This is a genomic window from Nocardia sp. NPDC056064, from assembly GCF_042266925.1.
Classification (GTDB): Bacteria; Actinomycetota; Actinomycetes; order Mycobacteriales; family Mycobacteriaceae; genus Nocardia.
The window spans coordinates 3813309-3838989 of the sequence record NZ_JBHJWO010000001.1 but is presented as its reverse complement, the minus strand read 5'-3'; the positions used below and the strand labels follow the sequence as shown (position 1 = coordinate 3838989).

24 protein-coding genes are annotated in these 25681 nt (G+C 65.4%); 10 read left to right on the top strand and 14 right to left on the bottom strand.

The window, feature by feature from the left end; genetic code table 11:
• Window positions 1-11 precede the first annotated feature (11 nt).
• Window positions 12-797, top strand: a complete 786-nt coding sequence (locus tag ACFC06_RS17760) for a pirin family protein (RefSeq protein WP_375935576.1) — start codon at window positions 12-14, stop codon at window positions 795-797.
• Between the two features lie 53 nt (window positions 798-850).
• Window positions 851-1315, top strand: coding sequence for a DUF4190 domain-containing protein (locus ACFC06_RS17755; RefSeq protein ID WP_375932020.1), 465 nt, complete (start codon window positions 851-853; stop codon window positions 1313-1315).
• On the opposite strand, the gene ACFC06_RS17750 is transcribed toward ACFC06_RS17755, so the two are convergent.
• Window positions 1293-1820: a hypothetical protein gene (locus tag ACFC06_RS17750; protein ID WP_375932017.1), complete on the bottom strand. Its 528-nt coding sequence runs from the start codon at window positions 1818-1820 to the stop codon at window positions 1293-1295. The genes ACFC06_RS17755 and ACFC06_RS17750 overlap by 23 nt on opposite strands.
• Before the next feature lie 210 nt (window positions 1821-2030).
• On the opposite strand from ACFC06_RS17750, the gene ACFC06_RS17745 reads away from it, so the two are divergent.
• The 4 genes from ACFC06_RS17745 to ACFC06_RS17730 all read left to right on the top strand — a co-directional run bounded on the left by ACFC06_RS17745 (window position 2031) and on the right by ACFC06_RS17730 (window position 6239).
• Window positions 2031-2882, top strand: coding sequence for a helix-turn-helix domain-containing protein (locus ACFC06_RS17745; RefSeq protein WP_375932014.1), 852 nt, complete (start codon window positions 2031-2033; stop codon window positions 2880-2882).
• Between the two features lie 10 nt (window positions 2883-2892).
• Window positions 2893-3258 carry a DUF397 domain-containing protein gene (locus ACFC06_RS17740; RefSeq protein WP_375932011.1) on the top strand — a complete coding sequence of 122 codons (366 nt, stop codon included), beginning with the start codon at window positions 2893-2895 and terminating at the stop codon, window positions 3256-3258.
• Window positions 3259-3399: 141 nt separating this feature from the next.
• On the top strand, window positions 3400-5415 hold the full coding sequence (locus ACFC06_RS17735) for a M13 family metallopeptidase (RefSeq protein WP_375932008.1): 2016 nt from the start codon (window positions 3400-3402) through the stop codon (window positions 5413-5415).
• Window positions 5416-5486: 71 nt separating this feature from the next.
• Window positions 5487-6239 carry an MBL fold metallo-hydrolase gene (locus ACFC06_RS17730; protein WP_375932005.1) on the top strand — a complete coding sequence of 251 codons (753 nt, stop codon included), beginning with the start codon at window positions 5487-5489 and terminating at the stop codon, window positions 6237-6239.
• Window positions 6240-6369: 130 nt separating this feature from the next.
• Here ACFC06_RS17730 and ACFC06_RS17725 read toward each other — a convergent pair whose 3' ends face one another.
• Window positions 6370-6840, bottom strand: a complete 471-nt coding sequence (locus ACFC06_RS17725; protein WP_375932002.1) for a hypothetical protein — start codon at window positions 6838-6840, stop codon at window positions 6370-6372.
• A complete protein-coding gene (locus ACFC06_RS17720) occupies window positions 6837-7493 on the bottom strand; it encodes a DUF433 domain-containing protein (RefSeq protein ID WP_375931999.1) in 657 nt (218 codons plus the stop codon). The genes ACFC06_RS17725 and ACFC06_RS17720 overlap by 4 nt, the downstream gene beginning before the upstream one ends.
• 143 nt (window positions 7494-7636) lie before the next feature.
• On the opposite strand from ACFC06_RS17720, the gene ACFC06_RS17715 reads away from it, so the two are divergent.
• The 3 genes from ACFC06_RS17715 to ACFC06_RS17705 are packed head-to-tail and all read left to right on the top strand — an operon-like array spanning window position 7637 to window position 13844.
• Window positions 7637-9166: an N-6 DNA methylase gene (locus ACFC06_RS17715; RefSeq protein ID WP_375931996.1), complete on the top strand. Its 1530-nt coding sequence runs from the start codon at window positions 7637-7639 to the stop codon at window positions 9164-9166.
• Entirely contained in the window at window positions 9163-10386 is a 1224-nt protein-coding gene (locus ACFC06_RS17710; RefSeq protein WP_375931993.1) for a restriction endonuclease subunit S, read from the top strand. The genes ACFC06_RS17715 and ACFC06_RS17710 overlap by 4 nt, the downstream gene beginning before the upstream one ends.
• A gap of 5 nt (window positions 10387-10391) precedes the next feature.
• Complete coding sequence (locus ACFC06_RS17705; RefSeq protein WP_375931990.1) at window positions 10392-13844, top strand: DEAD/DEAH box helicase family protein; 3453 nt, start codon at window positions 10392-10394, stop codon at window positions 13842-13844.
• 34 nt (window positions 13845-13878) lie between these two features.
• On the opposite strand, the gene ACFC06_RS17700 is transcribed toward ACFC06_RS17705, so the two are convergent.
• From ACFC06_RS17700 to ACFC06_RS17670, 7 genes are all read right to left on the bottom strand, one after another.
• A complete protein-coding gene (locus ACFC06_RS17700; protein WP_375931987.1) occupies window positions 13879-14187 on the bottom strand; it encodes a hypothetical protein in 309 nt (102 codons plus the stop codon).
• A 68-nt stretch (window positions 14188-14255) separates the two neighbouring features.
• Window positions 14256-15029 (bottom strand): ESX secretion-associated protein EspG, encoded by a 774-nt coding sequence (locus ACFC06_RS17695; protein WP_375931984.1) that lies wholly within the window; start codon window positions 15027-15029, stop codon window positions 14256-14258.
• Window positions 15026-16183, bottom strand: a complete 1158-nt coding sequence (locus ACFC06_RS17690) for a hypothetical protein (protein WP_375931981.1) — start codon at window positions 16181-16183, stop codon at window positions 15026-15028. The genes ACFC06_RS17695 and ACFC06_RS17690 overlap by 4 nt, the downstream gene beginning before the upstream one ends.
• Before the next feature lie 3 nt (window positions 16184-16186).
• Window positions 16187-16597 carry a hypothetical protein gene (locus ACFC06_RS17685; RefSeq protein WP_375931978.1) on the bottom strand — a complete coding sequence of 137 codons (411 nt, stop codon included), beginning with the start codon at window positions 16595-16597 and terminating at the stop codon, window positions 16187-16189.
• 28 nt (window positions 16598-16625) lie between these two features.
• Entirely contained in the window at window positions 16626-17189 is a 564-nt protein-coding gene (locus ACFC06_RS17680; RefSeq protein ID WP_375931975.1) for a DUF3558 family protein, read from the bottom strand.
• A 71-nt stretch (window positions 17190-17260) separates the two neighbouring features.
• On the bottom strand, window positions 17261-19054 hold the full coding sequence (locus ACFC06_RS17675) for an alpha/beta hydrolase (RefSeq protein WP_375931973.1): 1794 nt from the start codon (window positions 19052-19054) through the stop codon (window positions 17261-17263).
• 26 nt (window positions 19055-19080) lie between these two features.
• Window positions 19081-19386, bottom strand: coding sequence for a hypothetical protein (locus ACFC06_RS17670; RefSeq protein ID WP_375931970.1), 306 nt, complete (start codon window positions 19384-19386; stop codon window positions 19081-19083).
• A gap of 104 nt (window positions 19387-19490) precedes the next feature.
• Here ACFC06_RS17670 and ACFC06_RS17665 point away from each other — a divergent pair, with 104 nt between their 5' ends.
• Window positions 19491-20084, top strand: coding sequence for a hypothetical protein (locus ACFC06_RS17665; RefSeq protein WP_375931967.1), 594 nt, complete (start codon window positions 19491-19493; stop codon window positions 20082-20084).
• Between the two features lie 121 nt (window positions 20085-20205).
• Here the strand turns inward: ACFC06_RS17665 and ACFC06_RS17660 are convergent, their stop codons facing one another.
• The 4 genes from ACFC06_RS17660 to ACFC06_RS17645 all read right to left on the bottom strand — a co-directional run bounded on the left by ACFC06_RS17660 (window position 20206) and on the right by ACFC06_RS17645 (window position 25607).
• Window positions 20206-21354 (bottom strand): RNA-guided endonuclease InsQ/TnpB family protein, encoded by a 1149-nt coding sequence (locus ACFC06_RS17660; protein ID WP_375931964.1) that lies wholly within the window; start codon window positions 21352-21354, stop codon window positions 20206-20208.
• 418 nt (window positions 21355-21772) lie between these two features.
• A complete protein-coding gene (locus ACFC06_RS17655; protein ID WP_375931961.1) occupies window positions 21773-22663 on the bottom strand; it encodes a L,D-transpeptidase in 891 nt (296 codons plus the stop codon).
• Between the two features lie 309 nt (window positions 22664-22972).
• Window positions 22973-24304 carry a cytochrome P450 gene (locus ACFC06_RS17650; RefSeq protein ID WP_375931958.1) on the bottom strand — a complete coding sequence of 444 codons (1332 nt, stop codon included), beginning with the start codon at window positions 24302-24304 and terminating at the stop codon, window positions 22973-22975.
• Window positions 24305-24383: 79 nt separating this feature from the next.
• Window positions 24384-25607: a serine hydrolase domain-containing protein gene (locus ACFC06_RS17645; protein ID WP_375931956.1), complete on the bottom strand. Its 1224-nt coding sequence runs from the start codon at window positions 25605-25607 to the stop codon at window positions 24384-24386.
• Window positions 25608-25681: the final 74 nt, after the last annotated feature.

The window sequence follows — 25681 nt, the reverse complement described above, 5'->3', positions numbered from 1 at the left end:
ATTGGGGGGTGATGCCCACACCGACCACACCCAGGATCGAGCTGCACCGCGGCGGCGACCGGTCGAAGACGCGCATCTCCTGGCTCGATTCCAAGCATTCGTTCTCCTTCGGCGAGCACTACGACCCCGACAACACCCACCACGGCCTGCTGCTGGTGAACAACGAGGACGTGGTGCTGCCCGGCGAGGGCTTCGACACCCATCCGCACCGGGACATGGAGATCGTCACCTGGGTGCTCGGCGGCAGCCTGGTGCATCAGGATTCGCTGGGCCACAGCGGCGTCATCTATCCGGGCCTGGCCCAGCGGATGAGCGCGGGCACCGGCATCCTGCACTCGGAGAAGAACGATTCCTGGCGCCTGGACGGGAAACTCCCCGAGCACGACGAGCCGGTGCATTTCGTCCAGATGTGGGTGGTGCCCGACGAACCCGGCGTCGACCCGGGCTATCAGCAGCTCGAGATCGACGCCGAACTCGCGCGCGGCGAGCTCGTCACGGTGGCCTCGGGCCTGCCTCGCTACCGTGACCGCACCGCCATCGCGATCAATTCCTCGCACGCGGCCATGCACGTGGCCCGGATGCCCGCCGACAGCCCCGGTGTGACCCTCCCGGAGGCTCCTTACCTGCATGTCTTCGTCGCGCGCGGCGAGGTGGAGCTCGAGGGTGTCGGTGTGCTGGCCCAGGGTGACGCCGTCCGGATGACGCGCACCGGCGGTCAGCGGGTGCGCCCGCACGGGGCCGCCGAGATCCTGGTGTGGGAGATGCACGCCCGGCTGGGCGAGACTTCGCGCGGTTAACGCCCGCGTGGCCGACCCGCGATGACGTCGTGGGCACGATGAGAGGGGAACAGATGTCGTATCAACCGCCGGGGCAGTACCCGCCGCCACCGGGTCAGTATCCGCCGCAGGGCGGCCAGTACGGCCAGTACCAGCAGCCCCCGGGCAAGGGCCTGGCCATCACCGCGCTGGTGCTGGGCATCATCGCCCTGCTGCTGTCGTGGACGGTGTTCGGCGGCATCGGTTTCGGCGTGCTCGCGCTGCTGTTCGGCATCATCGCGCTGGTCAAGGTGCGTTCGGGCAGTGCGGGCGGCGGCGTGATGGCCGGCTTCGGCCTGGCGCTGGGTCTGATCTCGATCCTGATCGCGGTGCTCGTCGGCGTCTTCTTCTGGAAGGTCGTCGAGGACACCGGCGGCGTCGACTACATCGACTGCGTGCAGAAGGCTGGCAACGACCAGGACGCCATCCAGAAGTGCATGGACGATTTCTCCAGCACGATCGACAGCAAGTTCCCGACTACGCCGACCCCGGCTCGCTGAGCAGGGCAGCCGAACGGGCATTGGTCCTGGTGGCGGCGACTATCTGGGCGAAATCCGGCCGATAGTCGCCGTCCGGTACCTGCATCCACCGGCGATATCCGCTGCGTTCGTCAGCCGGTGAGGGCAGCACGATCTCACTGCCCGGCAGCGCCACCGAGGCGCAGACCCGGAACAGCTCGGCGAACAGCACCGTGTCGAGGTAGGAATTGTCGGTGGGGCCGGTCAGGAAGGTCCAGCGGCCCGAGCGCGGATGGGCGATGATCGGCCCGCAGCGCTGCCCGCGTCCGGTGAGCAGCCCGCGCACCCGCTCGCCCAGCGGCGAGGGCATCACCACCGCGCCCACCGCGCCGATCTCGAGCATGATCCGGCCCAGGGTCGAGTCGACCACCCCGTAGAGCCCGTTGTGCTTGCGGTAGTGACGGCACCGCGCCAGCGCGTCCTGGGTGGCCGTGTATTCCTCGGCCACGGTGTACCCGCCCTTGTCATCTGTGCGCGACGTGCTCATCACGACCTCGTCTCCGTCGACGGTGGACTCGATGTAGCTGGTTATTCGCTCGATCGGGAAGTTCCGGTGTCCGACCACCGGGTGCAGCGGGAAACTTTTCTATAACGCCAGGACACGAGAGAAATTTGACGTTCAGAACAGCCTAGTGCCGCACAACCCGCCTGACAATAGTCAGTAGCTGGTGTGTTCATCGGGGTACGATGTGGCCGCATGGCCCCTGTTTCGCCGACCGTCGCGCGCTGGGAACTCGTCCTGCGCCTGCGTGAGTTGCGCGAGCAGCGCGGCTTCGACTCGGCCGGATTCGCGCGCCGCGTGGGCTTCACCCCCGCCAACTGGTCGCACGTGGAGAAGGGGCGGCGGGTACTCACCCGCACCACCATCGAGCCCGTTCTCGACGTCCTCGACGTCACCCCCGACGAGCGCCGCGAACTGCTGGCGCTGCTCGAGGCCAGCAAGCAGCGCGGCTGGTGGTCCACCTCCTCGGCGCTGATCGGCCCCGAGCTACAACGCCTCTACGGCATGGAGGCGGGCGCGCAGAGCATCCGCAGCTACGACAGTCTGCTGGTGCCCGGCCTGCTCCAGACCGAGGCTTATGCCAGGGCGCTGATCAGCGCCGATGTGATGATCCGGCCGGTCCAGGTGGATCAGCTCGTCGCCATCCGGATGCGCCGCCAGCAGCGTCTGCGCGGTCCGGACCCGCTCGAGCTGACCGCGGTGCTCGGCGAGGCGACCCTGCGTCAGCAGACCGGTGGTGCGCCGGTGCTGCGCGAGCAGCTGCGGCACCTGGCCGCGCTGGTGCGCGAACTCGACACCGTGGAGGTGCGCGTCATCCCGTTCAGCGCGCCGGAGGGGGCGGTGCTGGGTGGTTCCAGCTTCCATCTGCTCGACTTCGCAAGCGATCAGCTACCTACCTTCGCGTGGGCCGAGAGCGCGGTGTTCGGCGGCCATGTCGACGACGCCGAACAGGTGCGCGATCTGGGCTTCGCCTATGTGCGTGCCCGCGAGCAATCCCTGTCCCGCACCGAATCTCTGGCCCTGATCAGCGAGTATGCGAGCGTGTAGGATTCGGGGTATGTCCACCACCGCTCGACGCCGCCCGGCCGAACACGGCTGGTTCACCTCGTCACGCTCCAACAACGGCAACCAATGTGTCGAGGTCCGTTTCGATGGCGACATCGTCCAGATACGCGACAGCAAATTCCGTCGCAACCCGCGCAACCTCGGCTCGGACGAGCCCATCATCACCGTCGGCGCCGCCCTGTGGACAGCCTTCCTGCACTGCCTGCTCACCGGCCGCCGCCACCCCGACCTGGTCGCCCACGTGAGCCTCGACGGCTCGGCCACCCTCCGCCACGACGACATCCTGCTCCACTTCACCGCCCCCGAATGGGAAGCCTTCGTCGCGGGCGTGCGCGACGACGAGTTCGTCTGCGCATAAGTCCGGCTTCACGGTGCTCGGCCGCCTTGATCTGGACTGACCGAAGGGTGCGACGAAGGAGTGCCCGTAGGGAGGGAAGATCAAGGGAACAGGCCGAGGACCCGCGGCGCCAGCCGCCAATGTCACTGCATACTGGGTCCTGTGACCTCCGATCTGAACACCCCTTCCGGTATCGACCTGTCCTTCCGTGACCAGGATGTGCGCGTTCAGGACGATCTGTTCGCGCACGTCAACGGGCAGTGGCTGGCCGAGTACGAGATCCCCGCCGACCGTGCCGTCGACGGCGCCTTCCGCACGCTCTACGACCAGGCCGAGCTCGACGTGCAGGCCATCATCACCGAGAGCGCCGCGGGCTCCTCCGACGACGCCGTCGCCCGCAAGATCGGTGACCTGTACTCGAGCTTCATGGACACCGACGCGGTGGCCGCGGCCGGGCTCGCCCCGATCGCCGACGACCTGCGCGCCATCGCCGAGGTCGCCGACGCGAGCGCCTTCGCCGCCCTGCTCGGCGGGTTGCAGCGCACCGGCATCCGCGGCGCGGTGGCCTACTACGTCGACACCGACGACAAGAACTCCACCCGCTACCTCGTGCACGCCACCCAGTCCGGCATCGGCCTGCCCGACGAGTCGTACTACCGCTCCGAGGAATTCGCCGAGATCCGCGACGCCTACCGCGCCCACATCACCAAGATGTTCACCCTCGCCGCCGCCGATCCGGCCCTGGCCGGGCTGCTGCCCGCCGACCCCGCCGACGCCGCCCGCCGCGTCTTCGAGGTCGAGCGCACTCTCGCCGCGGGCCACTGGGACGTGGTGCGCCGCCGCGACGCCGAGAAGAGCTACAACCTCACCACCTTCGCCGATCTCGCCGCCGCCCACCCCGCCTTCGACTGGGCCGCCTGGGTCGAGGCCGTCGCCACCGGCCTGGACCGCAGCGGCGCCGAACTGTTCGCCGAACTCGTCGTGCGCCAGCCCGACTACCTCACCGCCTTCGCCACCGCCTGGTCGGAGCTGCCGCGCGAGGACTGGCAGGCCTGGGCCGCCTGGCAGGTGCTGCACGGGCGGGCCGCGCTGCTCACCGACGCCATCGTCGAGGAGAACTTCGACTTCTACGGCCGCACCCTCACCGGCGCCCAGGAGAACCGGGAGCGCTGGAAGCGCGGGGTGTCGCTGGTGCAGGAGCTGCTCGGCGAGGCCGTCGGCGAACTGTATGTGGCCCGGCACTTCCCGCCGCAGGCCAAGGCCCGCATGGTCGAGCTGGTGGCCAATCTCCAGGAGGCCTACCGCCGCAATATCGCCGAGCTGGAGTGGATGGGCCCCGACACCCGCGCGGCCGCGCTGACCAAGCTGGAGAAGTTCACCCCCAAGATCGGCTACCCCGACACCTGGCGCGACTACTCCGCCGTCGTGATCGACCCGGCCGACCTGGTGGGCAACTACCGCCGCGGTTACGCCGCCGACCACGACCGCGACCTGGGCAAACTGGGCGGTGAGGTGGACCGCGGCGAATGGTTCATGACCCCGCAGACGGTGAACGCCTACTACAACCCCGGCATGAACGAGATCGTCTTCCCGGCCGCCATCCTGCAACCGCCGTTCTTCGACATGAACGCCGACGACGCCGCCAACTACGGCGGCATCGGCGCGGTGATCGGTCACGAGATCGGCCACGGCTTCGACGACCAGGGCGCCAAGTACGACGGCGACGGCAACATGCAGGACTGGTGGACCGACGCCGACCGCGCCGAGTTCGGCAAGCGCACCAAGGCGCTGATCGACCAGTACGACGTGCTCTCCCCCGCCGACCTGGCCGACGAGCACACCGTCAACGGCGAGTTCACCATCGGCGAGAACATCGGCGACCTGGGCGGCCTGTCCATCGCCCTGGCCGCCTACAAGATCTCGCTCGACGGCGCCGAGGCCCCCGTCATCGACGGGCTCACCGGCCTGCAACGCGTGTTCTACGGCTGGGCCCAGGTGTGGCGCACCAAGGCCCGCCAGGAGGAGGCCATCCGCCGCCTCGCCGTCGACCCGCACTCCCCGCCGGAGTTCCGCTGCAACGCGGTGGTCCGCAATATCGACAGCTTCTACGAGGCCTTCGACGTCAAGCCCGACGACAAGCTGTTCCTGAAGCCCGAAGAGCGCGTGAGCATCTGGTGACCCGACGACCCCACCGGCCGCCGCCGCGGCCGGTAGGGTCGGAAATCCTTGCACCGGAGAGGGATTCCCCCATGCGCGTACACCAGGTAGCCGACGATGTGTTCACCATCCGCGGCACCGACGTCAACATGTTCCTGCTCCGCGACGGCCGCGACCTCACCCTCATCGACGCCGGCTGGCACGGCGACGCCGCCCTGATCGAGAAATCGATCCGCTCCCTCGGCCACCGCCCCGAGGACATCCAGGCCGTCCTGCTCACCCACGCCCACCTCGACCACGTGGGCGCCCTCAACCATCTCCACCGCCGCTACGCCATCCCCGCCTACACCAGCCCCACCGAGGTCCCGCACGCCCACGGCGACTACCACGAGTCCGCCACCCCCCTCGACGTCATCAAACGCCTCACCGACCGCGACACCCTCGCCTGGGCCGCCCGCATCACCGCCGCGGGCGGCCTCCGCAAGAACCCGGTTCCCCACATCCACCCCTTCCCCACCGAAGGCCCCCTCGACCTCCCCGGCCACCCCGTCCCCGTCCCCACCCCGGGCCACACCTCCGGCCACACCGCCTACCACCTCCCGGAAGTAGGCGCGATCGCTACCGGCGACACTCTCGTCACCGCCCATCCCACCGCGAAAACCACAGGCCCCCAACTACTCCCCTGCTTCTTCAACCACTCCACCCCCGCCACCCTTACGGCCTTGGACTCCCTGGAATCCCTCGACGCCCCCTTGGTCCTTCCGGGTCACGGCCGCCCTTTCACCGAGGGCATAGCCGAGGCAGTAGCCCGAGCCCGAGCTCACGCCATCACACTGCTGAGTTGATTCGCAGACCAGGCACAGCCTCCGAAGGTGTTGACGCGTGATAGGGCGCAGCGGCTCCTCTGACGGGCGGCGACTGCGTGGGTGAGGCGCATCGCCCATGGAGCTCGCTCGGTCGCGCGTTTCGCGCTGGTCAGCTAGCAGACAGATCGGCGATGTCCGGCCAATGCGGTGGCCGAACCGATGCTGGGTCGAGGACCTGAATGCGGCCCCCGCGCGTCGGGTCGATGCCGTTGAGCGAGATGAGACGTTGCCCGCGAGACTCCTCGAGCGCGGCGATCGCGTGGGGCAGCCCGGCGCAGACTGTCGCTATCGCCGTACCGAGGCCGACCAGGCCACCGTGCTTGTTGTTCTGCCGGTACTCGATCCGGTGCAATCCCGAGCGGGCGATTGCTTCGACCTCCATCGGTCGCTTCATCTGTTTCGTGTCGTTGGTGACCATGACGTCGAACCCGGCGGAACGCGCGCGGTCATAAAGGGCGACGTCCTTGGTCCCAGCCCACCCCGGCAGGTCGTGGACGTGGTCGATTGCGTGCTGCTTCACAAGAATCCGAATGATGTCAGCCATCGGCCGTGGCACATTTTCATCGAGGAGCAGTCTCAAGAAGCGACCGCCGGAGTGGGGCGGTCGCCATAGCTGTCGACGTAATCGGCGAAGTCTGCGGCATCGCGTGCGGCTTCCGGGCTGACTGCTGGGTAGTAGTCGGCGATCTGCTCGGGTGGCACACCATCACGGACAAGTGCGGCGACATCCGCGGACGGCACGCGCGTTCCTTCGATCATCGGTTCACCGCCGCGTACAGCTGGGTCGACGGAGACGTGGGTACGCGGTGTGAGCAGGGCTGGAATGTGCCGTCCATTACGGTAGAACGGCTCCAAGACCTCGACCATCTCGTGAATGACGGTCTGCGTGCGAGCGAGCACGAGGTCTGTAGCTCCGTCCAGCTCTGCCAGGTAGATGGTGTCCCGGTCAGCGACCAGTCGATACTGGGACAGATGATCACGTTCGCCGAGACCGTCGCGGAGAGTGTCGAGGGCACGTCGGATCCGCTGCAATGACGCCTCCTGGCGCAACCGAACACACGTGCGCAGCGCGACGACGTCTCTGAAGGAGTAGAGGATCGGTCGGCTGGCAGAGATCTCAGGAGTGAGGACCGGTGCTCGATTGGGGAACGAGCGCCGCCAGTGCGCGAGCTGACGCAGCGTTGCACCCGATAGCGCGGCAGTCAGCTTCGGTTCATACGACAGTGGTCTCACCTCCCTACTCGTCGAGGTGAACCGTACCCCAACGAGATGAGCTTCGGCGAGATCATCGGCCCAGGTCCGGGCCGGGATCGGGGCATTGGCGATGGATGGTGGAGCGGTGGGCCGTGTCGGTGGGGTGAGATAGGGTCTCGAGGGTGATTACGGGCGAACTGCGCAGCAAGATCGACAGTCTTTGGGACGCGTTCTGGTCGGGTGGGATCTCCAATCCGCTAGAGGTGATCGAGCAGATCACCTATCTGATCTTCCTGCGACGGCTCGACGACTCGCAGATGCTCAAGGAGAAGAAGGCGCAGCGCACCGGCAAGCCGATCGAGCGGCCGATCTACACGCCTGAATTCGACCATCTGCGCTGGTCGAAACTGCTCGGCAAGCATCCCGACGTGCTGTTCCCGATGTTCGGTGACGAGATCTTTCCGTGGTTGCGCGAGCTCGGCGGCACCGACAGCGGCGATGAGTCGACCTACGCCCATCACATGCGCGACGCGCGTTTCACCATCCCCACCCCGAACCTGCTCGGCAAGGTCGTCGACCTGATCAACGAGCTGCCGCTCAACGACGGCGACACCAAGGGCGACCTGTACGAGTACATGCTCGGCAAGCTCGCCACGGCCGGCCAGAACGGCCAGTTCCGCACCCCGCGCCACATCATCGGCCTGATCGTCGCCATGATGAACCCCGGGCCCAACGACGAGATCTGCGACCCGGCCAGCGGCACCGCCGGTTTCCTCGTCGGCGCCGCCGAGTACATCGCTCAGCACCACAGCGAAGCCCTCTACGACCCAGAGACTCGCGCGCACTACGACAACGGGATGTTCCACGGCTTCGATTTCGACCGCACCATGCTGCGTATCGCCAGCATGAACATGCTCATGCACGGCGTCGAGCAGCCAGACATCCGATACCGGGATTCGTTGGCGCAGAGCGCATCCGGTGAAGCAAACAAGTACTCGATGATCCTGGCGAACCCCCCGTTCGCGGGCAGCCTCGACTACGAGTCGACGGCCAAGGACCTCCTGGGCATCGTCAAGACCAAGAAGACCGAACTCCTCTTCCTGGCCCTGTTCCTGCGCCTGCTCAAGCCCGGCGGCCGCGCCGCCGTGATCGTCCCCGACGGCGTGCTGTTCGGTTCCACCAAGGCGCACAAGGACCTTCGCAAGATGCTGGTCGAAGACCACAAACTCGACGCGGTCGTGAAGCTCCCCAGCGGCGTCTTCAAGCCCTACGCCGGTGTCTCCACCGCCATACTGTTCTTCACCAAGACCAACAGTGGTGGAACGGATTCGGTGTGGTTCTACGAGGTCACCGCCGACGGATACAGCCTCGACGACAAGCGCACACCGCTCCTCGGCGAAACCAAGCTCGGCGCGGTACCAACCGCCGAACTGACCGCCGACGACCTCACCCGCAACAACCTGCCAGATGTGCTGTCCCGGTACGCATTGCGCAATGCATCGGAGCAGGAACGCTCACGCACGGCCCAGAGTTTCTGCGTACCGCGCGCGGACATCGCCGCCCAGGATTACGACCTTTCCCTGAACCGGTACAAGGAGATCGTCCACGAGGAGATCGAACACCGGGCTCCGCTGGAGATCATCGAGGAATTGGAGATGATCGAGGGCGAGATTCAGCAGGGACTGTCGGATTTGAAGGGGATGCTGGGGTGAGTAGAATTGTAGCTCTGGGGGAAGTCGCCGAGATCAATCCAAGGCTAAGAACCAGGCCACAGCTAGATGATCTTGTGTCGTTCCTCGGTATGGCGGATGTCGATGCTGAATACGGCACGACATCCAGGGGTGTCGCAAAGAAATTCGGCGAAGTTGCCAAAGGCTATACGCAATTTGAAAACGGTGACATTCTCGTTGCGAAGATTACGCCATGCTTCGAGAATGGCAAGATAGCACAAGCAGGGCTGGATGAGAATAACGGGGCCGGTTCGACCGAGTTCCATGTCGTCCGCGCTGATCTTGCGAGGCTTGATCGCCGGTATCTCCTGCATTTTCTGCGGCAGCCCTATATCCGAGTTGCAGGCGAACGGCGAATGACCGGTAGCGGCGGGCAACGGCGTGTGCCGGAAGCATACATATCGCATCTCAAGCTCCCGCTCCCGGAGATCAGCGAGCAGCGACGGATTGCTGAGGTGCTGGATCGGGTGGATGAGCTGCGGGCGAAGCGCCGCCAGTCCATCGCCCTCCTCGATGACCTCGCTAGATCGATTTTCCTCGACATGTTCGGCACCCCGTCGACAAGTCCTCATGGATGGCCAATTATTGAGCTCGGCGACTTGATTGTGGATGGTCCTCAAAATGGAATGTATAAGCCGGCGTCCGATTATGGAAGTGGAACTCCGATCGTCAGAATAGATTCATTCTATGACGGTGTTATTACCAAATTGCCATCGTTGAAGCGGGTTGATACTTCTATCGACGAAAGGCTTAAGTACGGGCTATCTGCTGGTAATATTTTGATAAATCGTGTAAATAGCATTGAGTATCTAGGAAAGTCGGCGCTGGTTCCGGACCTGACTGAGGAAACGGTATTCGAGTCGAATATGATGCGAATCGCGGTTGATTTAGATAGGATGACTCCGCGCTACCTTGTCAAGGCGCTGTGCGCATCTGACGTGAGACGTCAGATACTTTCTCGAGCAAAACGCTCCGTTAATCAGGCAAGCATAAATCAGGCCGATGTGCGAGGTTTGAGGCTAGTCTGCCCGCCGCTGTCCGTACAGGTAGAATTTGCGGAACGGGTTGCCCACATCGACAGGCAGCAGCGACTCAAATTGCAAGCTTTAGACCAGCTCGATTCTCTCTTCTCCTCCCTGCAGTCCCGTGCCTTCCAGGGCACGTTGTGGAAGGATGACCCCAAGGATCAAGAGGGGGAGTAACTTTCGTGAGCAACTTCGAGTTCCTGCGGGCGGAATGGCCCTCGCTGTTCACCGAGGCGATCCGGGCCGAGCGGGCGGGGATCGCCGATCCGCGGGTGGCCTGCATCGCCGCGCGCAGGACCATGGAGTTGGCGGTGGGGTGGCTCTACGATGCCGAGGCCACGCTGAAGAAGCCCTTTCACAATGATCTCAAGGGCAAGATCAGCGAGGCGACCATGGTGGCGCTCGTCGGGACCGATCGGCGGGCCAAGATGGATCTGATCCGCACGGTCGGCAACGACGCGGTGCACGGGACCAAGCCGATCTCGGACAAGACCTCCCTGCCGTTGCTGCGCGAACTGTTCCAGGTGATGTTCTGGCTGGCGCGCAACTACGCGAACGATCCGCTCAATGTGCCCCCGCCGCACCTGGCGTTCGACACCGACAAGGTGCCGCGCCCGCTCACCGCCGCGGACCGCCGCAAGAAGCAGGCAGAGGCGCAGGCGATGCTCGCCGAATACGAGAAGCAGCGCGCGGAATTGGCGGCGCAGCGCGACGCCAACGCCGATCTCGAGGCCGAGCTCGCGCAGTTGCGGGCACAGGTGGCCGCGGCGAAGAAGGCCAATCAGGCCGTCCCGGACGAGCACGACTACACCGAGGACAAGACCCGCGAGTTCTACATCGACCGGCTGCTCGCCGAGGCCGGGTGGGCGCTCACCAATGCCGAGGACCGTGAGTACCCGGTCACCGGCCTGCCGAACAAGACCGGCAAGGGGCGCGTGGATTACGTGCTCTGGGATGACGATGGCAAGCCGCTCGGCCTGGTCGAGGCGAAGCGGTCGGCCAAGGACCCCGATCTGGCGGGCAAAGAGCAGGCGCGGCAGTACGCCGACGCGCTCGAGAAGGCCACCGGGCAGCGGCCGATCATCTACTACACCAACGGTTTCGAGACCTGGATATGGGACGACGCCTTCTATCCGCCGCGCAAGGTCCACGGTTTCCACACCAAGGACGAACTGCGTCTGCTCGTGCAGCGACGCGCCGGTCGCAGGCCGTTGGCGACCGAGACGATCAACGCCGAGATCGTCGAACGGACTTATCAGACCAGGGCGATTCGCAAGATCGGTGAAACGTTCGAGCAGCAGAACCGCCGCCAAGCACTGCTGGTGATGGCCACTGGCACCGGCAAGACCCGCACCGCTATCGCGCTGGTGGATCTGCTCGCCAAGGCCGACTGGGTGAAGCGGGTACTGTTCCTGGCCGACCGGCAGGCCCTGGTGAACCAGGCGGCCAACGCGTTCAAGGCGCACCTGCCGGGCCTCACGCCGGTGAACCTGCTCACCGACAAGAGCGAGACCGGCCGGGTCTATGTCTGCACCTACCAGACGATGATGGGGCTCGCCCAGGAGTACGACTCGGCCGGGGTGAAGCGGTTCGGCCCAGGGCATTTCGACCTGGTGATCATCGACGAGGCGCACCGGTCGGTGTATCAGAAGTACGGCGCGCTGTTCACCTACTTCGATTCGCTGCTCGTCGGTCTCACCGCGACCCCGCGCGACGACATCGACCACAACACCTACCAGCTGTTCCACCTCGAAGACGGCATGCCTACCGACTACTACGACCTCGACGACGCGGTAGCCGAGAATCACCTGGTGCCGCCAACTGTCGTCGAGGTGCCGTTGCGCTTCCCGACGCGCGGTATCCGCTACGACGAGTTGTCCGAGGCGGAGAAGCAAGAGTGGGAGGCCATTGACTGGGCCGCCGACGATGACGACATCCCCGACGAGATCGCCGCCGACGACCTCAACAAGTTCCTGTTCAACGCCGACACCGTCGACAAGATGCTGGAAACGGTGATGGACTTCGGACTCAAGGTGCCCGGCGGCGAACACATAGGCAAGACCATCCTCTTCGCGCGAAACACCAAGCACGCCAAGCTGATCGCCGAGCGCTTCGACATCCTCTACCCGCACTATCGCGGTGGCTTCGCCAGCATCATCACCAGCCAGGCCGACAACGCGCAGAGTCTGATCGACGCCTTCGAGAAGCCTGACACCGCACCGTTTCTCGCGATCTCGGTCGACATGCTCGACACCGGCATCGACGTGCCCGCCGTGGTGAACCTGGTGTTCGCCAAGACAGTTCGATCCAAGACCAAGTTCTGGCAGATGCTCGGCCGTGGCACCCGGCTGTGCAAGGACCTGTTCGGGCCGGGACACGACAAGACCGGATTCGTCGTGTTCGACCTCGGACGCAATGTCGAGTACTTCAACCAGAACCTGCCCACCGCCGAAGGGCGGGCCACGGTGTCGGTGCGGGAGAAGGTGTTTCGTCAGCGCGTCGCTTTGCTGGCCGCCCTCGACCAGGCCGCCGACCCGGGCGCCGCTCCGACGGATGTTCCCGATACCGAACCGCACAACGTCGGCGATCTGCGCTGGCAGGTGGCACGCACGCTGCGTGAACAGATCGCGGGGATGAACCGCGACAGCATCGAAGTGCGCGGTCATCTGCGCCACGTCGAGGCCTTCAGCGAGCCGGGCGCGTGGCAACGGATCACCATCGACAAGCAGTCCGAACTGGACCAGCTCGCCTCGCTGCCGACCGAAACCGTCGAAGCGGGCAATACGACACCGGCCAAACGGTTCGACTACCTCCTGCTGCGGCTGCAATACGCCCACCTCACCGGCGAGCCGGGATACCTCGCGTTGAGCACACAGGTGCGCGAGCTCGCGACCGAACTGCTGAGTCCGCAGCTCCAGAACATTCCGTCGGTCGCCGCGCAGCACGACTTCCTCACCGACATCTGCGACGACAGCTGGTGGGAAGACGTCACGCTGCCGATGCTCGAGTCCGTGCGTCGCCGCCTGCGCGGGCTCGTCGGCAACATCACCGCCAAGCCGCGCAGCCCCATCTACACCGACTTCGAGGACGAACTCGGCGAACTGTCGCTCAAGGAACTGACCGCACTGGCCGGCCTGCACGACAAGAAACGATTCAAAGCCAAGGCCCGCGCCTACCTCACCGAGCACGCCGATCATGTGGCCGTGCAGAAGCTGCGCCGCAACCGTCAGATCACCTCCGTCGACGTGCGGTATCTCGAAGGCATCTTCCTCGATGAAGGGTTCGCCACCAGCGAGGACATCGCCGAGGCGAAGGCCGCCCACGACGGCGAACTCGGCCTGTTCCTGCGCTCGCTCACCGGGCTGGAGGAGCAGACCGCCCGCGAATCCTTCGACGCGTTCCAGTCGGGCCGCACGCTCACGGCCAACCAGCTCGACTTCCTGGACCTGCTGGTGAAGGTGATCGTCGCGAACGGCATCGTGGAGGTGGGATCGCTCTACGATCCCCCGTTCAGCCAGCGCTATCCCCACGGCCCCGATGTCGTGTTCCCCGATACCGCCGACCTGGACGAAATCGAGGCCATCCTCGGTCGACTACGCGCTACAGCCATCCCCGTCGACGCCAATACGGCATAGTTCGCAGCGGTCCAGCCCCGGCACCATTGGCGGACTACCCGACGACGATCCCGAAGCCGAACATCCATGCCGTAATGATCCCGACGTTCCCCAGAACCGCGACAGGCAACAACGGCCACCGTCGTTTGCCGAACAGGATCGACAACGCGATCCCGGCCGCTGCTGCCATCAGTGAACCGCCGAGCATCATCACGACACCCAATGTGGGGTTGGCGTCACAGGGCGGATCTGCACGGCACATGTCGGCCGATGCCAACATCCACGGTCCGATGAACAGTGTGATCGTCAACAGCACAGTCGGAACGAGTATCCACAGCAGCCACGACAGGATGATGTCGGTCATCCGCAGCCACCCGAGCCGTGTCGGAGGATGCTGGGCCATGGTTGGATAGCCTTGCGGCACAGAGTTGTTCATCGTGTGAATCGGCTCATGTCTTCGTTGTACTCCCGGTACTCGTCCAATGCTCGATCCACCTCACGAGCGACGAGGTGCGCGACCGTCGAGGCATTCGCCGGGGCGACCGTTCGGGCGCGAGATCCGGTCTCGACGTAGCGCCCATCCGGGCGGTCGTGCCATTGAACGGTGGCGATTCGTGGCGGCGGCTTGCCCTGAGTGGACCGTGGGCCGCGGAAGACTTGAATGAGCCCGGCCGAGCTGCACGGCTCTTCGCGCCAACGGCGGTAGCGATCCCGCGGGTTCGTGCCCTCGATGATCGTCACAACGGTCGGGTCGCTGGGACGAAGGTCCCGCTCGTCGAATCGTTCCACCGGCCTCGTCCCGGCAGGTGTATCCGGGAGCGCAGTGGCGACACTGTGTGCGAGACGGTCGGCTCCGACGAGGCCGACGCGCACCTTGCCTCCATCGGAGGACTGCCGAACGACCGCCGCGTGCTGGTCGTGGCGGGCCGCTATCGCCCGCAGTGGCCCGCGTTTGTCGTACCCGTGAACCTCTACCCACGCTTCGGGGGCCGTCAACACCGCGAACGTCCGGTCCAGTTGCTCCGCGGCGTCCCAGTCGAGCCGTCCCTGTTCCGACCATTCACGCCGTACGTCAGCGCGGAACTGTTCGAGCTGATTCATGTGGCTGAAGCGGCTCAGGTAGTGCAGCGGGAACAGCATGCGGTCAGCGGCAGGGCCGTACCAGAGAGCAGCGAACTCCTCGATCTCGAACGCCCACGTCGTCACCGGTCACCGACCACGGGGGGAACGTACTTGATGACGCCGAGTAGTTCGTCGGTGTGGTCACCATGGTTCAGGCTGACCTTCTTGTTGGCCTTTTCCTGGTCATCGCCTCGTCCCGCCGGCCGTCCAGAGGCGCCGGGCATACCGTGCATTCCTGACCCGGCGCCGTGCGCGGCTACAGGAACGGCGCCGCGAGCTGTTGGCGCGGTCGAACCGGGTGTCGCGCCGGACGGAGGGAGCGCGGTACCGGGGGCAGGCAATCCGTTGGCAGGCGCGCGGGTGCCAGGTATACCCGCAGGACCTCCCAACCCACCCAACGAGGGAGACCCCGAGCGGCCGAGTTCCCCGGTGCCAGGGGTGATGTTCGGTGTGCTTGCGGTCGGTGTGCCTGATGATGTGGTTGGCGAAGTGGATGCTGCCTGCGTTTCTCCGTCCCGATCGGCTGTCGGCTCCGAAGTCGTCGGTTCCGTCGCTGCTGGTGTCGTCTCGTCCGGCTCCGGACCACTGCTCTCTGAGGGGGTATCTGCGGCAGGTGGAGTCTCCGCAGGAGTACCACTTCCCGGGCTGGAAGGGTTCGGCGTTCCTGCTGAACCAGGGCCGGACGGCCCGCCGGTTCCGGGATGCCCCTCGCTTCCAATCGACATGGCAGGTGGAAACGTCGGTATCTTGGAGTCTTGGTGCTGAAAGCCAACTATGTAGCGTTCCTGCATTATTCGACGCGCTTCCGCTTGCGCGGTATCCGCTTCACGAGTCTGTCGGTCGTAGCCTTCCGGGTCGGCGGTCTGGTCGGCGGTCACCGTGACGACAGGGGGCAGAAACGATTTCGTCATAACCGCCGTCATCGCCACACTGCTGACCACTACAGAGACCTCATCGAACAACTCATCCAGCTGGCTCGAACTGTCGCAGTACCGAGCGATTGCAGTAACTGCTGCGTCAGCAGAGGCGCCAATCCAGTTGCCGTCCACAGCTGTTCGTACTTGTGCCAGCATGACATCGCTCGAATCTCCAAGATCGGCGTGCGCTTGCTTCCAGGACTTCACCATATTGCTCGTGCTGTTGATGACCGAGTTGAACGCGTCGACGATCTGCTGGTGAGTAAGGCCGTCGACATTTTCTGGATTAGTTATGCTCGGTTGGTCGTACTCGGTGGTCATGTATTACTCCCCGATATCCAGCCCTTGAGCCGACGCTAGTTCTTTGAACTTCGCGGCGAACTCGGCATCGGACACTTCGTAGCTTTTGCGGATGGTGCGGAACAAGGTCAAGAGCTCCTCGGCAGCAACGCGATGCCCTTCCAGGGTGTCATACGCGTTGTTGGGCCCGTCCGCAGCTTTTTCCCGGAAACGGCGTACCAGGGTCTGAGCTGATGTGAGAACAGCTGCCTGCTCCCCGATTCCCCATACCTCCTGGTCAGCGACCGCTCGAATCGCCGACTTGATCTGAGCGATCTTGAAAATTCTTTCCTCGCATGCCTTTTCGAGTACAACGAAGGTGGCCGCGTCCGCCCGCAGTGAAAGGTTCCCCGACTCGACCTGCTCTATGAGATTGCCGATGTCACTCTTCGTCATCTCGCCCCCTTGCTGTTCGGTTCATCTGTCACGCACCCTCTGGAATGTAAGGGATTACGTTGTTGACGAATGTGGACAGCAATTCGCATGAGTCCGTGCCTCCGGTCTTCGAGCTCGCTGGATTCGACAGATCGAACTCAAGGCTTCCGGTGGCCATCTCGAGGTTGAGCACACAGCTCTCTGCTCCCTGCTTCGGGAAGAGAACATAGAATGCCGCAGTCCTGTCGCCGAATTGAACTTCGCGATACGAATCAGCGAACTTGTTGTCGATGTCATCGAGAGTTACTGTTGTTCGCACAATTCGGACGTCGTAGGCTTGACCTCTGAGCTTGAAGTACGCGCATCCGTGGGTTCGGATCTGCCCGTTGTCGAAGTCCTCGGCGTCCCCGCGCGTCAAATTCTCGCGCTTGAGGAATTCCTCAGGAATGTCAATGCACGGATCGAAGTCCGCCGATTGGGCGGAGGTGGTCGACGCTGTGGTCTCGGTCGCCGCTGTCGATCCGGGATCGCTACTGCACCCCGTCACCAGTACGGCACAGGAAACCAGTAGTCCGACCGGCAATGATCTCACCTTGCGGGTAGCGCTGAACATGACAAACCTCTGCTCTCGATTGCAGGGGACCGGGCGGGACGGCCCCGCACCGAAGTGGGGACTCGGGTCCGTCAACGGACCTCCACGACGTTCTCCGGGAGCCCGGCGACGATCGCGGCGACGTTGTACGTCGTCACCCGTGGAACTTCCTGACCGAGGGAGTTGGTCCCCGCACGCGGATACTCGCTGTGACCGGCCGCGCCCGGCAGTTCGCGGGTGCTGCCGTCGTAAGACTTCGAGTCGTGCGTCTCCAGTTGAGTGAAGTTGGGGTTCCTGGCCGGATCGGAACCGAAGCCGCCGTTGTCCGCCGAGATCCACGCGCCTGCCGCGCCGCCAACGGTACCCACCGGTCCTGGCAAGGATGATCCGGCCTGCGCGATCTTCGGCCCGTCCTGTGCCCACTTGATCGGGTCGTCTTCGGTCCGCATGACGTAGGCACGCCCGTCATCGAGGCCGAGTTCCTTCGGCGTCTCCGCGGCGATACCCGGGGAACCATAGACGACCATGTCGCTGACCGGGTGTTCGCCGGATTGAAGTGCGAGACCGGTGGTCAACGAGCCGTAGGAGTGCCCGACAGCCGTGATGTGCGGTTCCTCACCACCCGTATGTGATGCTTCGAGCCCGTTGTAGAAGCGGTTGAGCAGTTCGCCGCCCTCGGCGGCCTGTCCTAGCTGCCCGACCTCAGAGCCACCCACCATTTGTCCAGCCAGGTCTTGTCCCGCGATCTGGGGCGGGTCGTACCCGATCCAGGCTACGGTGGCGACGGTCTCGTCACCTCTGTCCTTCTGGCTCAGTTGGAACGACGCCTCCTGCTGGAGAGCCGCGGCTTCGGTGGTCATGCTTTCGATTCCGCCCCGAACGTGTGTGTTCAGCCCCGGGGTGGTCACCGATACGTGCTTGGACTTGTCCGGGTCGCCAACCGAGACCGCCGCTCGGGTCTGACGCCCGCTGGTGGTGTCGAGCAAGATGAGCTTGCGTTCGGTGGCTTCGCTGGTTGCAGGCTGATTGGCAGCCCGCTCCACGGCCTTCAAGTCATCCAGTTTGGCTGTCGCGGCGCGGTACTGGTCGCTGTCGGTGCCGAACTGGGCCGCGACCGTTTGCTGGTCACCTTCGGCGAGCGCTATCAGACCTGGAAGCCGATTCCGGTTCGCCGCATCGCGAGCTTCCACCGGGATGCCATCCCGATTGCCGATCACCTCGGGGTGGGTCGTGATCAGCGCGTTTTTCTGCGCTTCGGTGAGGCTGTTCCACCAGTGCCTGTTGGTTTCGACGCTGGCATCGGAGGCTGGTACCTCACCGATGTTCACCGACGAACTCAGCTGGGTGACGCCCTGAGTGTTCAGGTTCTTGAACGCATCGTGAATGGCGGACTCTGTGCGAAGGTCGGCGGCGAGCAGGTCCGCAAGCGCCTGTTTGATCGTGACCGAGCGGTCGGCGCCGTCGGCAACCAGATTGTGCCAAGCCTGCATGGCTCTCGCGGACCCCAGACGCGCGACGAGCGTGGTGTACATCTTCGTGCTCGGCGTCACCGTGCCGTCGTCGGCGACATCGTAGGTGTTCGCAACAGCATCATCCACGTGCTTGATGACGGTCTGTCGATGGGCTGAGATGTCTTGTGCGCCTGCGGTGGCGGCGGTTGCGCCTATGTCCAGCGCAGCGGCGATCTTCGCGGCATCGGTGTGAATCGTCGCGACTCGGGTACGCATCGCGTCCGCGGCTTCGCCTGCCCAATAGTCGCCCGATCCCGCCGCCTCCGTCGTCACCGGTGTCACGTCGCGCATGAGCTGCTGGGCAGCCAGTTGCCAGGCGACCCCATGCAGTCCGAGCGTCTCCGGTTTCCATGCCCTAGCGCGTGAAACAGTCATAGCTGCAACAGAGTTCGGATCAGGGCTCATCGCACGCCCTGCTCGATACGGGTGATGTCGGTTGCGATCGCTTCGTCCTTGCCGGTGAACTCACCGACCGCGTGCAACGTACTCGAACTGACAGCAAGGAAGTTCCGCTGAACCGCCGCGAGCGCATCACGGACAAGGCCGGCCGAGGTACCGCACATCGCCGCAACCAACGAACCGGGCATATCAGTGCTCAGGAGCTCGGTGTTGCCGTCGAAGTTGACACCGAGCACGTCGTAGGCGGCGGTGTCGAAGCCGGTACCGAGCGTGCGCACGCGGTCCGGATCGAAATCGAGCGTGGTCATATCGTCCCCTCCAAACAGGCAGTCCGACTCCCGTTCCGGCTGCTTGCGGGCGATTCTGCCATACTGTTTGCACACTAGTGCTGGGTCGAAGGCCGGGGGATGGGATGGCTTCGGACGCGAATCAGGTGGATCTGCTCGCCTTCGCGCTGAGCGAACAGCGGACGATCATGACCGACCCGACGAACTCGGTGACTGTCGAGCTCACCGCTGATGGGGCGATCAAGGCAGTCCGCTTGTCCGAGAGCGGCCACCGGATGACATCGGCGATGGTCGCTGAACTGATCGTCTCCCTGCATACCGCCGGGCTGGCGCAAGCTCAGGCATCGCTCGAAGCGGCACTGGCGGGAAGCCTGCCCACCCACTCGGCGGTGCCGGTGTCAACGCCTGATCCAGCTCCGTCGTTTGTAGCTTCGGCCGTTGATCACCTTCCAGCTGCGGATGTTTCGGTTCCAGTCAGCGGCATGTGGTCAGCGCCTGCGGAGACTCGTTCATCGAGTCGCCCACCTACCGATCAAGTAGTGAGTGACCCCCCGAAGGCGGCTCCGTTGCCGAACGTCCTTCCGGCAGTTCCCGACCCGCGAACGGCTGACGCCGCGCCGTGGCCGTCTGAGCCGGACCATGCGAGCGAACCTGACGACGAGGACAGCTACTTCCGCAGCTTCAGCGTCTTCGAGCACGACGATCACCGAAAGCGCTGAGTCGTACGTACACAGATAGATGACGAAGTTTGACGTCCTCCCTGGCATGGTCGGCCGGGGATTCCTACCAGCGCCGGTGGCGCTCTTGGTGGGTTCCTGTTTCATCGAGTCGTGCTCCCCGCTAGGCGGACAGGCTTACAGTCTCTCCGCAGGCGTTTCGCCTCTCCGCCCGTCCGGCGGCGAGGATGTTCTTCGCGGCATTCAAGTCCCGGTCGTGGACCGCCCCGCACGGGCAGGCCCAGGTACGGACCGACAAGGGTTTGGGCCCGTCGACTCGTCCGCAGTCCGAGCAGGTTTGTGACGATGGGAAGAACCGATCCACCTTCACCACCGCCCGCCCGTACCGTCGAGCCTTCTCCTGTATCAGGCGCAGGAACATGCCCCACCCGGCATCGTGCACCGACTTCGCCAACCGAGTCCGTGCCAGGCCCCTCACGCACAGATCCTCGACGTAGATCGCTTGGTTCTCGCGGATCAGGGTCGTGGACTGTTTGTGCGCGAAATCGAGTCTGGCGTCACGCACCTCGGCGTGTGTACGGGCAACCTTGATCCGAGCCTTGGCCCGGTTGTTGCTGCCTACGGCTTTGCGGGACAGATCCTGCTGTGCCTTGCGGAGCTTGCGTTCGGCGCGGCGCAGGAACTTCGGTGAGATGATGGTCCTGCCGTTGGAAAGGACCGCGAACGTGGTCAACCCCAGGTCGATACCCACCTCGTCGGCGGTGACCGGCAACGGCTCGTCGGTCGCTTCGACGACGAACGAGGCGAAGTAGCGTCCGGCCGCGTCCTTGATGACCGTCACGCTCGACGGCTCCGACGGCAGTACGCGCGACCAGCGGACCGGCACATCGCCGATCTTGGGCAGTCGGAGCTTCCCACCTCCGGTGACAGCGAAGTGGGCGTTGCGGGTGAACCGGATGGCTTGCCGGTTGTCGCGACGGGAGCGGAATCGGGGTTCCCCCACCCTCGGACCTCTACGTTTCCCGGTGATCGAGGCGAAGAAGTTGCGGTAGGCGGTGTTCGCGTCGGCGAGGGCCTGCTGCAACACCACCGACGACACGTCGCTCAGCCATGCGCGTTCGGGTGTCCTCTTCACTGCGGTCAAGGCTTTCGACAGTTCCGCGTCTTTCGGGTACGGCAGTCCCTCCCGTCGAGCCTGCTTGCGCGTGTGGATCGCGTCGTTGTAGACGACCCGGGCACATCCGAACGCGCGTGCCAGTGCCACCTGTTGCCCCGGTGTGGGGTTGAGGCGGAACCGGTATCGGAGCTGCACACCGGAACAATAGCATTGGCCTATAACCGATTTGAACGTCGCGTCGGACTCGTCCCCGTCGAATCCGGTGGACTGTCGCCGCTCTGGAAATTGCGAACGCCGCCAAAGCTTGGGAACGAACGAATTATATTGTGCCCGAACAATTTTCAAACCAATTGGACGGCCTGTGAGAGTCAGAGCTGGCACTGCGGTGGTGCTGAAGGTGACCGCATTGGTGACGATTTTTCAAGAGGCGACGCGACGCGGCGCTCCTCATGATGATTTCCGAAACCGCTTGGTTTCGCAATAGGGCCGGCGATGGTGCAATGGGTGAACGACTTCGGAGCCCGCGTCCGGAGGACTCGTACAGCAAAAAGCCGAACAACACGACCTGGTTTGATCGTATTGTTCGGCTGTTCGGGTGGATCAGTTCAGCGGATCAGTTCCAGTCGCCCAGACCGTCACCGGCGCTGAGGGTTCCGCCCTGGGTGTTCGACACGATCACCGCGTCGCCCCGGTGCGAGTTCTCCAGGAACCACTTGGCGTTCTCGGTGCTCACGTTCAGGCAGCCGTGGCTGGCGTTGGAGTAGCCCTGCTGGCCGACCGACCACGGCGCGGCGTGCACGAAGATGCCGCTGTTGGACAGGCGGGTGGCGTACTCGACCTCGAGCTTGTACCCCTCGGGATCGGTGACCGGGACGCCGTAGGTGGAGGAGTCCATGGTCATCTTCTCGAGGCGCTCACCCACGATGTAGGTGCCGTTGGGGGTCTCGTGCCCGGTCTTGCCCAGCGAGGTGGGCATCTCCTTGACGACCTCACCGTTGACGGTCACGGTGATCATCTTGGTGTTGTCGTCGACGTAGGAGACCACCGCGTCACCGATGTGGAAGGAGCTGGTTGTACCACCCGCGACGACGTTGACGTCGGTGTTGGCGGGCCAGAACTCGGCCGGCTTCCAGCGCACCTGCTTGCTGCTGGTCCAGTAGAAACCGCCGGGCGCGTTCGTGCTCGAGGTGACCGTGATGGCCTTCTCGGCGGCGGCGCGGTCCTCGACCGGCTCCTGGAAGGTGATGATGATGGGCTGTGCGACGCCCACGGTCTCGCCGTCGGCGATATTGATGTTCGGCGGCGCGAACGGCGCCACGGCGGCGGGCTGGTCGACGGTGGGCTGGGTGGAGCCGCTGCCGATGCCCGGGAGCACAGGCTGCGCCTGCGCGGACACGGTGACCAGCGCGCCGGACACCGCGATCGCCGCCGACAGCAGCAGACCCCGGCGCAGCCAGCGCGATTGCCGCGTATTTGCCTGGAAGTGCATAGGTTTCTCGTCCATTCCATCTCTCGTCACCACGCCCGGCGCGGCACGAGATCTTCGTGATTGACGCGGAGACCGCAGCGGTGGGTCTCCACGGGGTAACGACGCCCCGACCCTGACCGTCCATTCCTACCCGCCCGAGGTCACCGCGTGCCAGCCGTCGCGGTGAGCGATAACAGCTCGGCAACTATGTGCCCTGGGTCACATAACATGTTGTTATCCACCGGCTTTCGGTAAACGCCACGCTCACGGCGGTGAGTCGCGCGCGGTGTGCGTCAGCAGGGGTGAAACACATCCGTGTGAGTCTCAAACCCGGCGTGAGAGAGATCACTGCGCCGGTGTGAACTGGATCGCCCGATCCGGGGCGCTCGCGAGATTCCGGGGCACCGAGCGGGGGCGGCGACCGAAGGTCAGGGCCGGGGTGGGGCGTAAGCGGACCGTGGTCAGCAGGGTTGCCAGGACGACCCGCAGCTCGTAGTCGGCCAGGGTCGCCCCGACACAGCGCCGGTGCCCACCGCCGAAGGGCGCGAACGCGAACGGCGGGATCGGGCGGTCGAGGAAGCGGTCGGGATGGAACAGCCGAGGGGCGGGCCAGGTCGCGGGCCTGCTGTGCAGCACGCCGACGGCCAGGCCGATGGTCTGGCCCGCCGCCAGGTCGAGCCCGCGCCAGCGCCACGGTGCGGTGAGGGTGCGCAGGACGATGGGCACCGGTGGGTGCAGACGCAGGGTCTCCTGGCAGACGGCGTCGAGCAGGTCGGTGCCGTCGAGTGGGTCGGCACCCGCCAGTTCGGCGGTGGTTCTGCTGAGCAGGCCCGGTTCGCGGTGCAGGTGGTAGAGCGCCCAGGTCAGCGTGGTGGCGGTGGTCTCGTGACCGGCCACGATGAGGGTGCGCAGTTGGTCGCAGAGGTCGGTGTCGGTGAGGGCGGTGCCGTCGTCGTAGCGGATCGACAGGAGCAGGTCGAGCAGGTCGCCGGTGCCGGGACCCGCCGCGCGCCGCCGGGCGATATCGGTCAGCAGGAGCTCGTCGAGCCGTGCCCTGGCCGTCGTGAACCGGTCCCACGGGCCGAAACCGGCCAGGCCACGGCGTAATACGGGGGCCACCAGCAGTGGTGTGGTGAACGCGTCGAGGAAGGCGGTGACCGCGCCCGCGTACTCGTGGTCGCGGTGGTCCGCGCTGCCGAAGACGGCGGTCAGGATGACGCGGCGAGTGATGGTGCGGGACAGGACGAGTGCGTCGATGGGCCCGGAAGTACCAGGTCCGCACGCTGTTTCGAGGGCCTCGACGGTGGTGTCGCGAATGGTCTCGCCCAGCGCGCGCACGCGGGGACCGTGCAGCGCGGGCGCCAGCATCGCCCGGTCGGCGCGGTGCCGCTCGCCGGAACTGAGGATGAGCGAGGCGGCCCCGACCATCGGCTCGATCGGATTCGGCCGTGGCGGCGTGACCAGGGGAATCGGTGCCCGGAACAGTTCGCGCGCGCCCTCGGGGGTCCCGGTGAACAGCACCGGCGGGAACCCAGGGAAACCGACCGCGAACGGGTCGCCGGTGGCGGCGCGTCGGCGCAGGTAGGACTCGAAATCGCGACCGGCCGCCAGCGCGTGCAGCAGCGCCCACCGGGGCGGGGCGACGCGCTGCGCGGTCATATCGGGCTGCGCGGTCATATCAGCAGGTACGAGGCGCGGAGCCGCCCGGTTCACTCGGCCACCCTCCGTCGCCGGACTGCGGGGCGGCCGAGTGCGGTCACCGCGCCGCCAGCTTGTGGACGGTCCCCTGGGCGATGGCCGCCAGTTTCGCCAGGCGGGCGTCACCCAGTGCGGTGACGGCGTTGCCCAGCCGGTTGGTGACGAAGGCGATGGACATGCGCAGGTCGGGGTCGGCGTAGGCGCCCGAGCCGCCGATGCCGTAGTGGCCGAAGGCGTGCCGGGGCTGCTGCTTGGTCATCAGGACCGGGCGGTGGTAGCCGAGGGTGAAGCGCAGCGGCAGGCCCAGGACGTAGTCGCGGCTGTCGGTGTGCTGGGTGCGGTTGATCGTGGCGATGGTCTCGGCCCGCAGGAATTGGACCGGGGTGGCGCCGTCGTAGACCACCCCGTCATTGGCCAGCGCGCCGTACATCCTGGCCAGCGCCCGCGCGGAGAACACGCCGTTCCAGCCGGGCATCACCGCGTCGTGCACGCGTGGGTCGCGCACCAGTTCGTCGAAACTCTCCGGCATCCCGGCCTCGGCCAGCCCGCGGATCGGGCGCACCCACGACAGGACCGAGGAGGCGGTGTTCCAGCGGATTCCCGGCGGCGCCAGGTGGGGGAAGATCCTCGCGATCCGGTACCGCTGGTCCGCGGGCACCTGGAACCAGAACTCGTCGGTGCCCAGCGGCACGGCCACCTCACGCCGCAGGACCTCGGTGAACGGTTCCCCGGTGACCCGCCGCACGATCTCGGCGACCAGCCAGCCGAAGGTGATCGCGTGATAGCCCGAGGTGCGGATGCGGCGGGGGTCGGCGGGGCTCTCGGCCAGCGCCGCCACCACCGCGTCGTAGTCGAGGATGCCCTCGCGCCCCGGGACCAGCCCGCGCACCCGGTGCAGGCCCGCACGGTGCGAGAGCACATCGCGCACGGTGATCTCGGCCTTGCCGTGCGCGGCGAACTCCGGCCAGTACCGCGCGACGGGCGCCTCGTAGTCGAGGAGTCCGCGCTCGGCGAGCCGGTGCAGCACGGTCGCGGCCACGCCCTTGCCGGTGGAGAAGGCCAGGGCGACGTTCTCCCCGTCCCAGCGCTGGTCCTTGCCCGCCCAACCCGCCCACACATCGACGACGGGCTTGCCGTCCAGATAGACCGCCAGCGCCGCGCCACCCCGGCTGGGCTGGGGAAACATGCCGAAGAAGTGGTCGGCCAGCCGGACGAAACGCGGGTCGACGAGCATCTGGCGTGGTGCGGCGAGGATCTGCTCGCCGGGACGAACTGTCACCATCTCCGCCTCACTTCCGATGCGGGGCCGGCCCGGGGGCCGGAAAATCCAAGGGTAGCCCAGCGAACCGGCTTCCA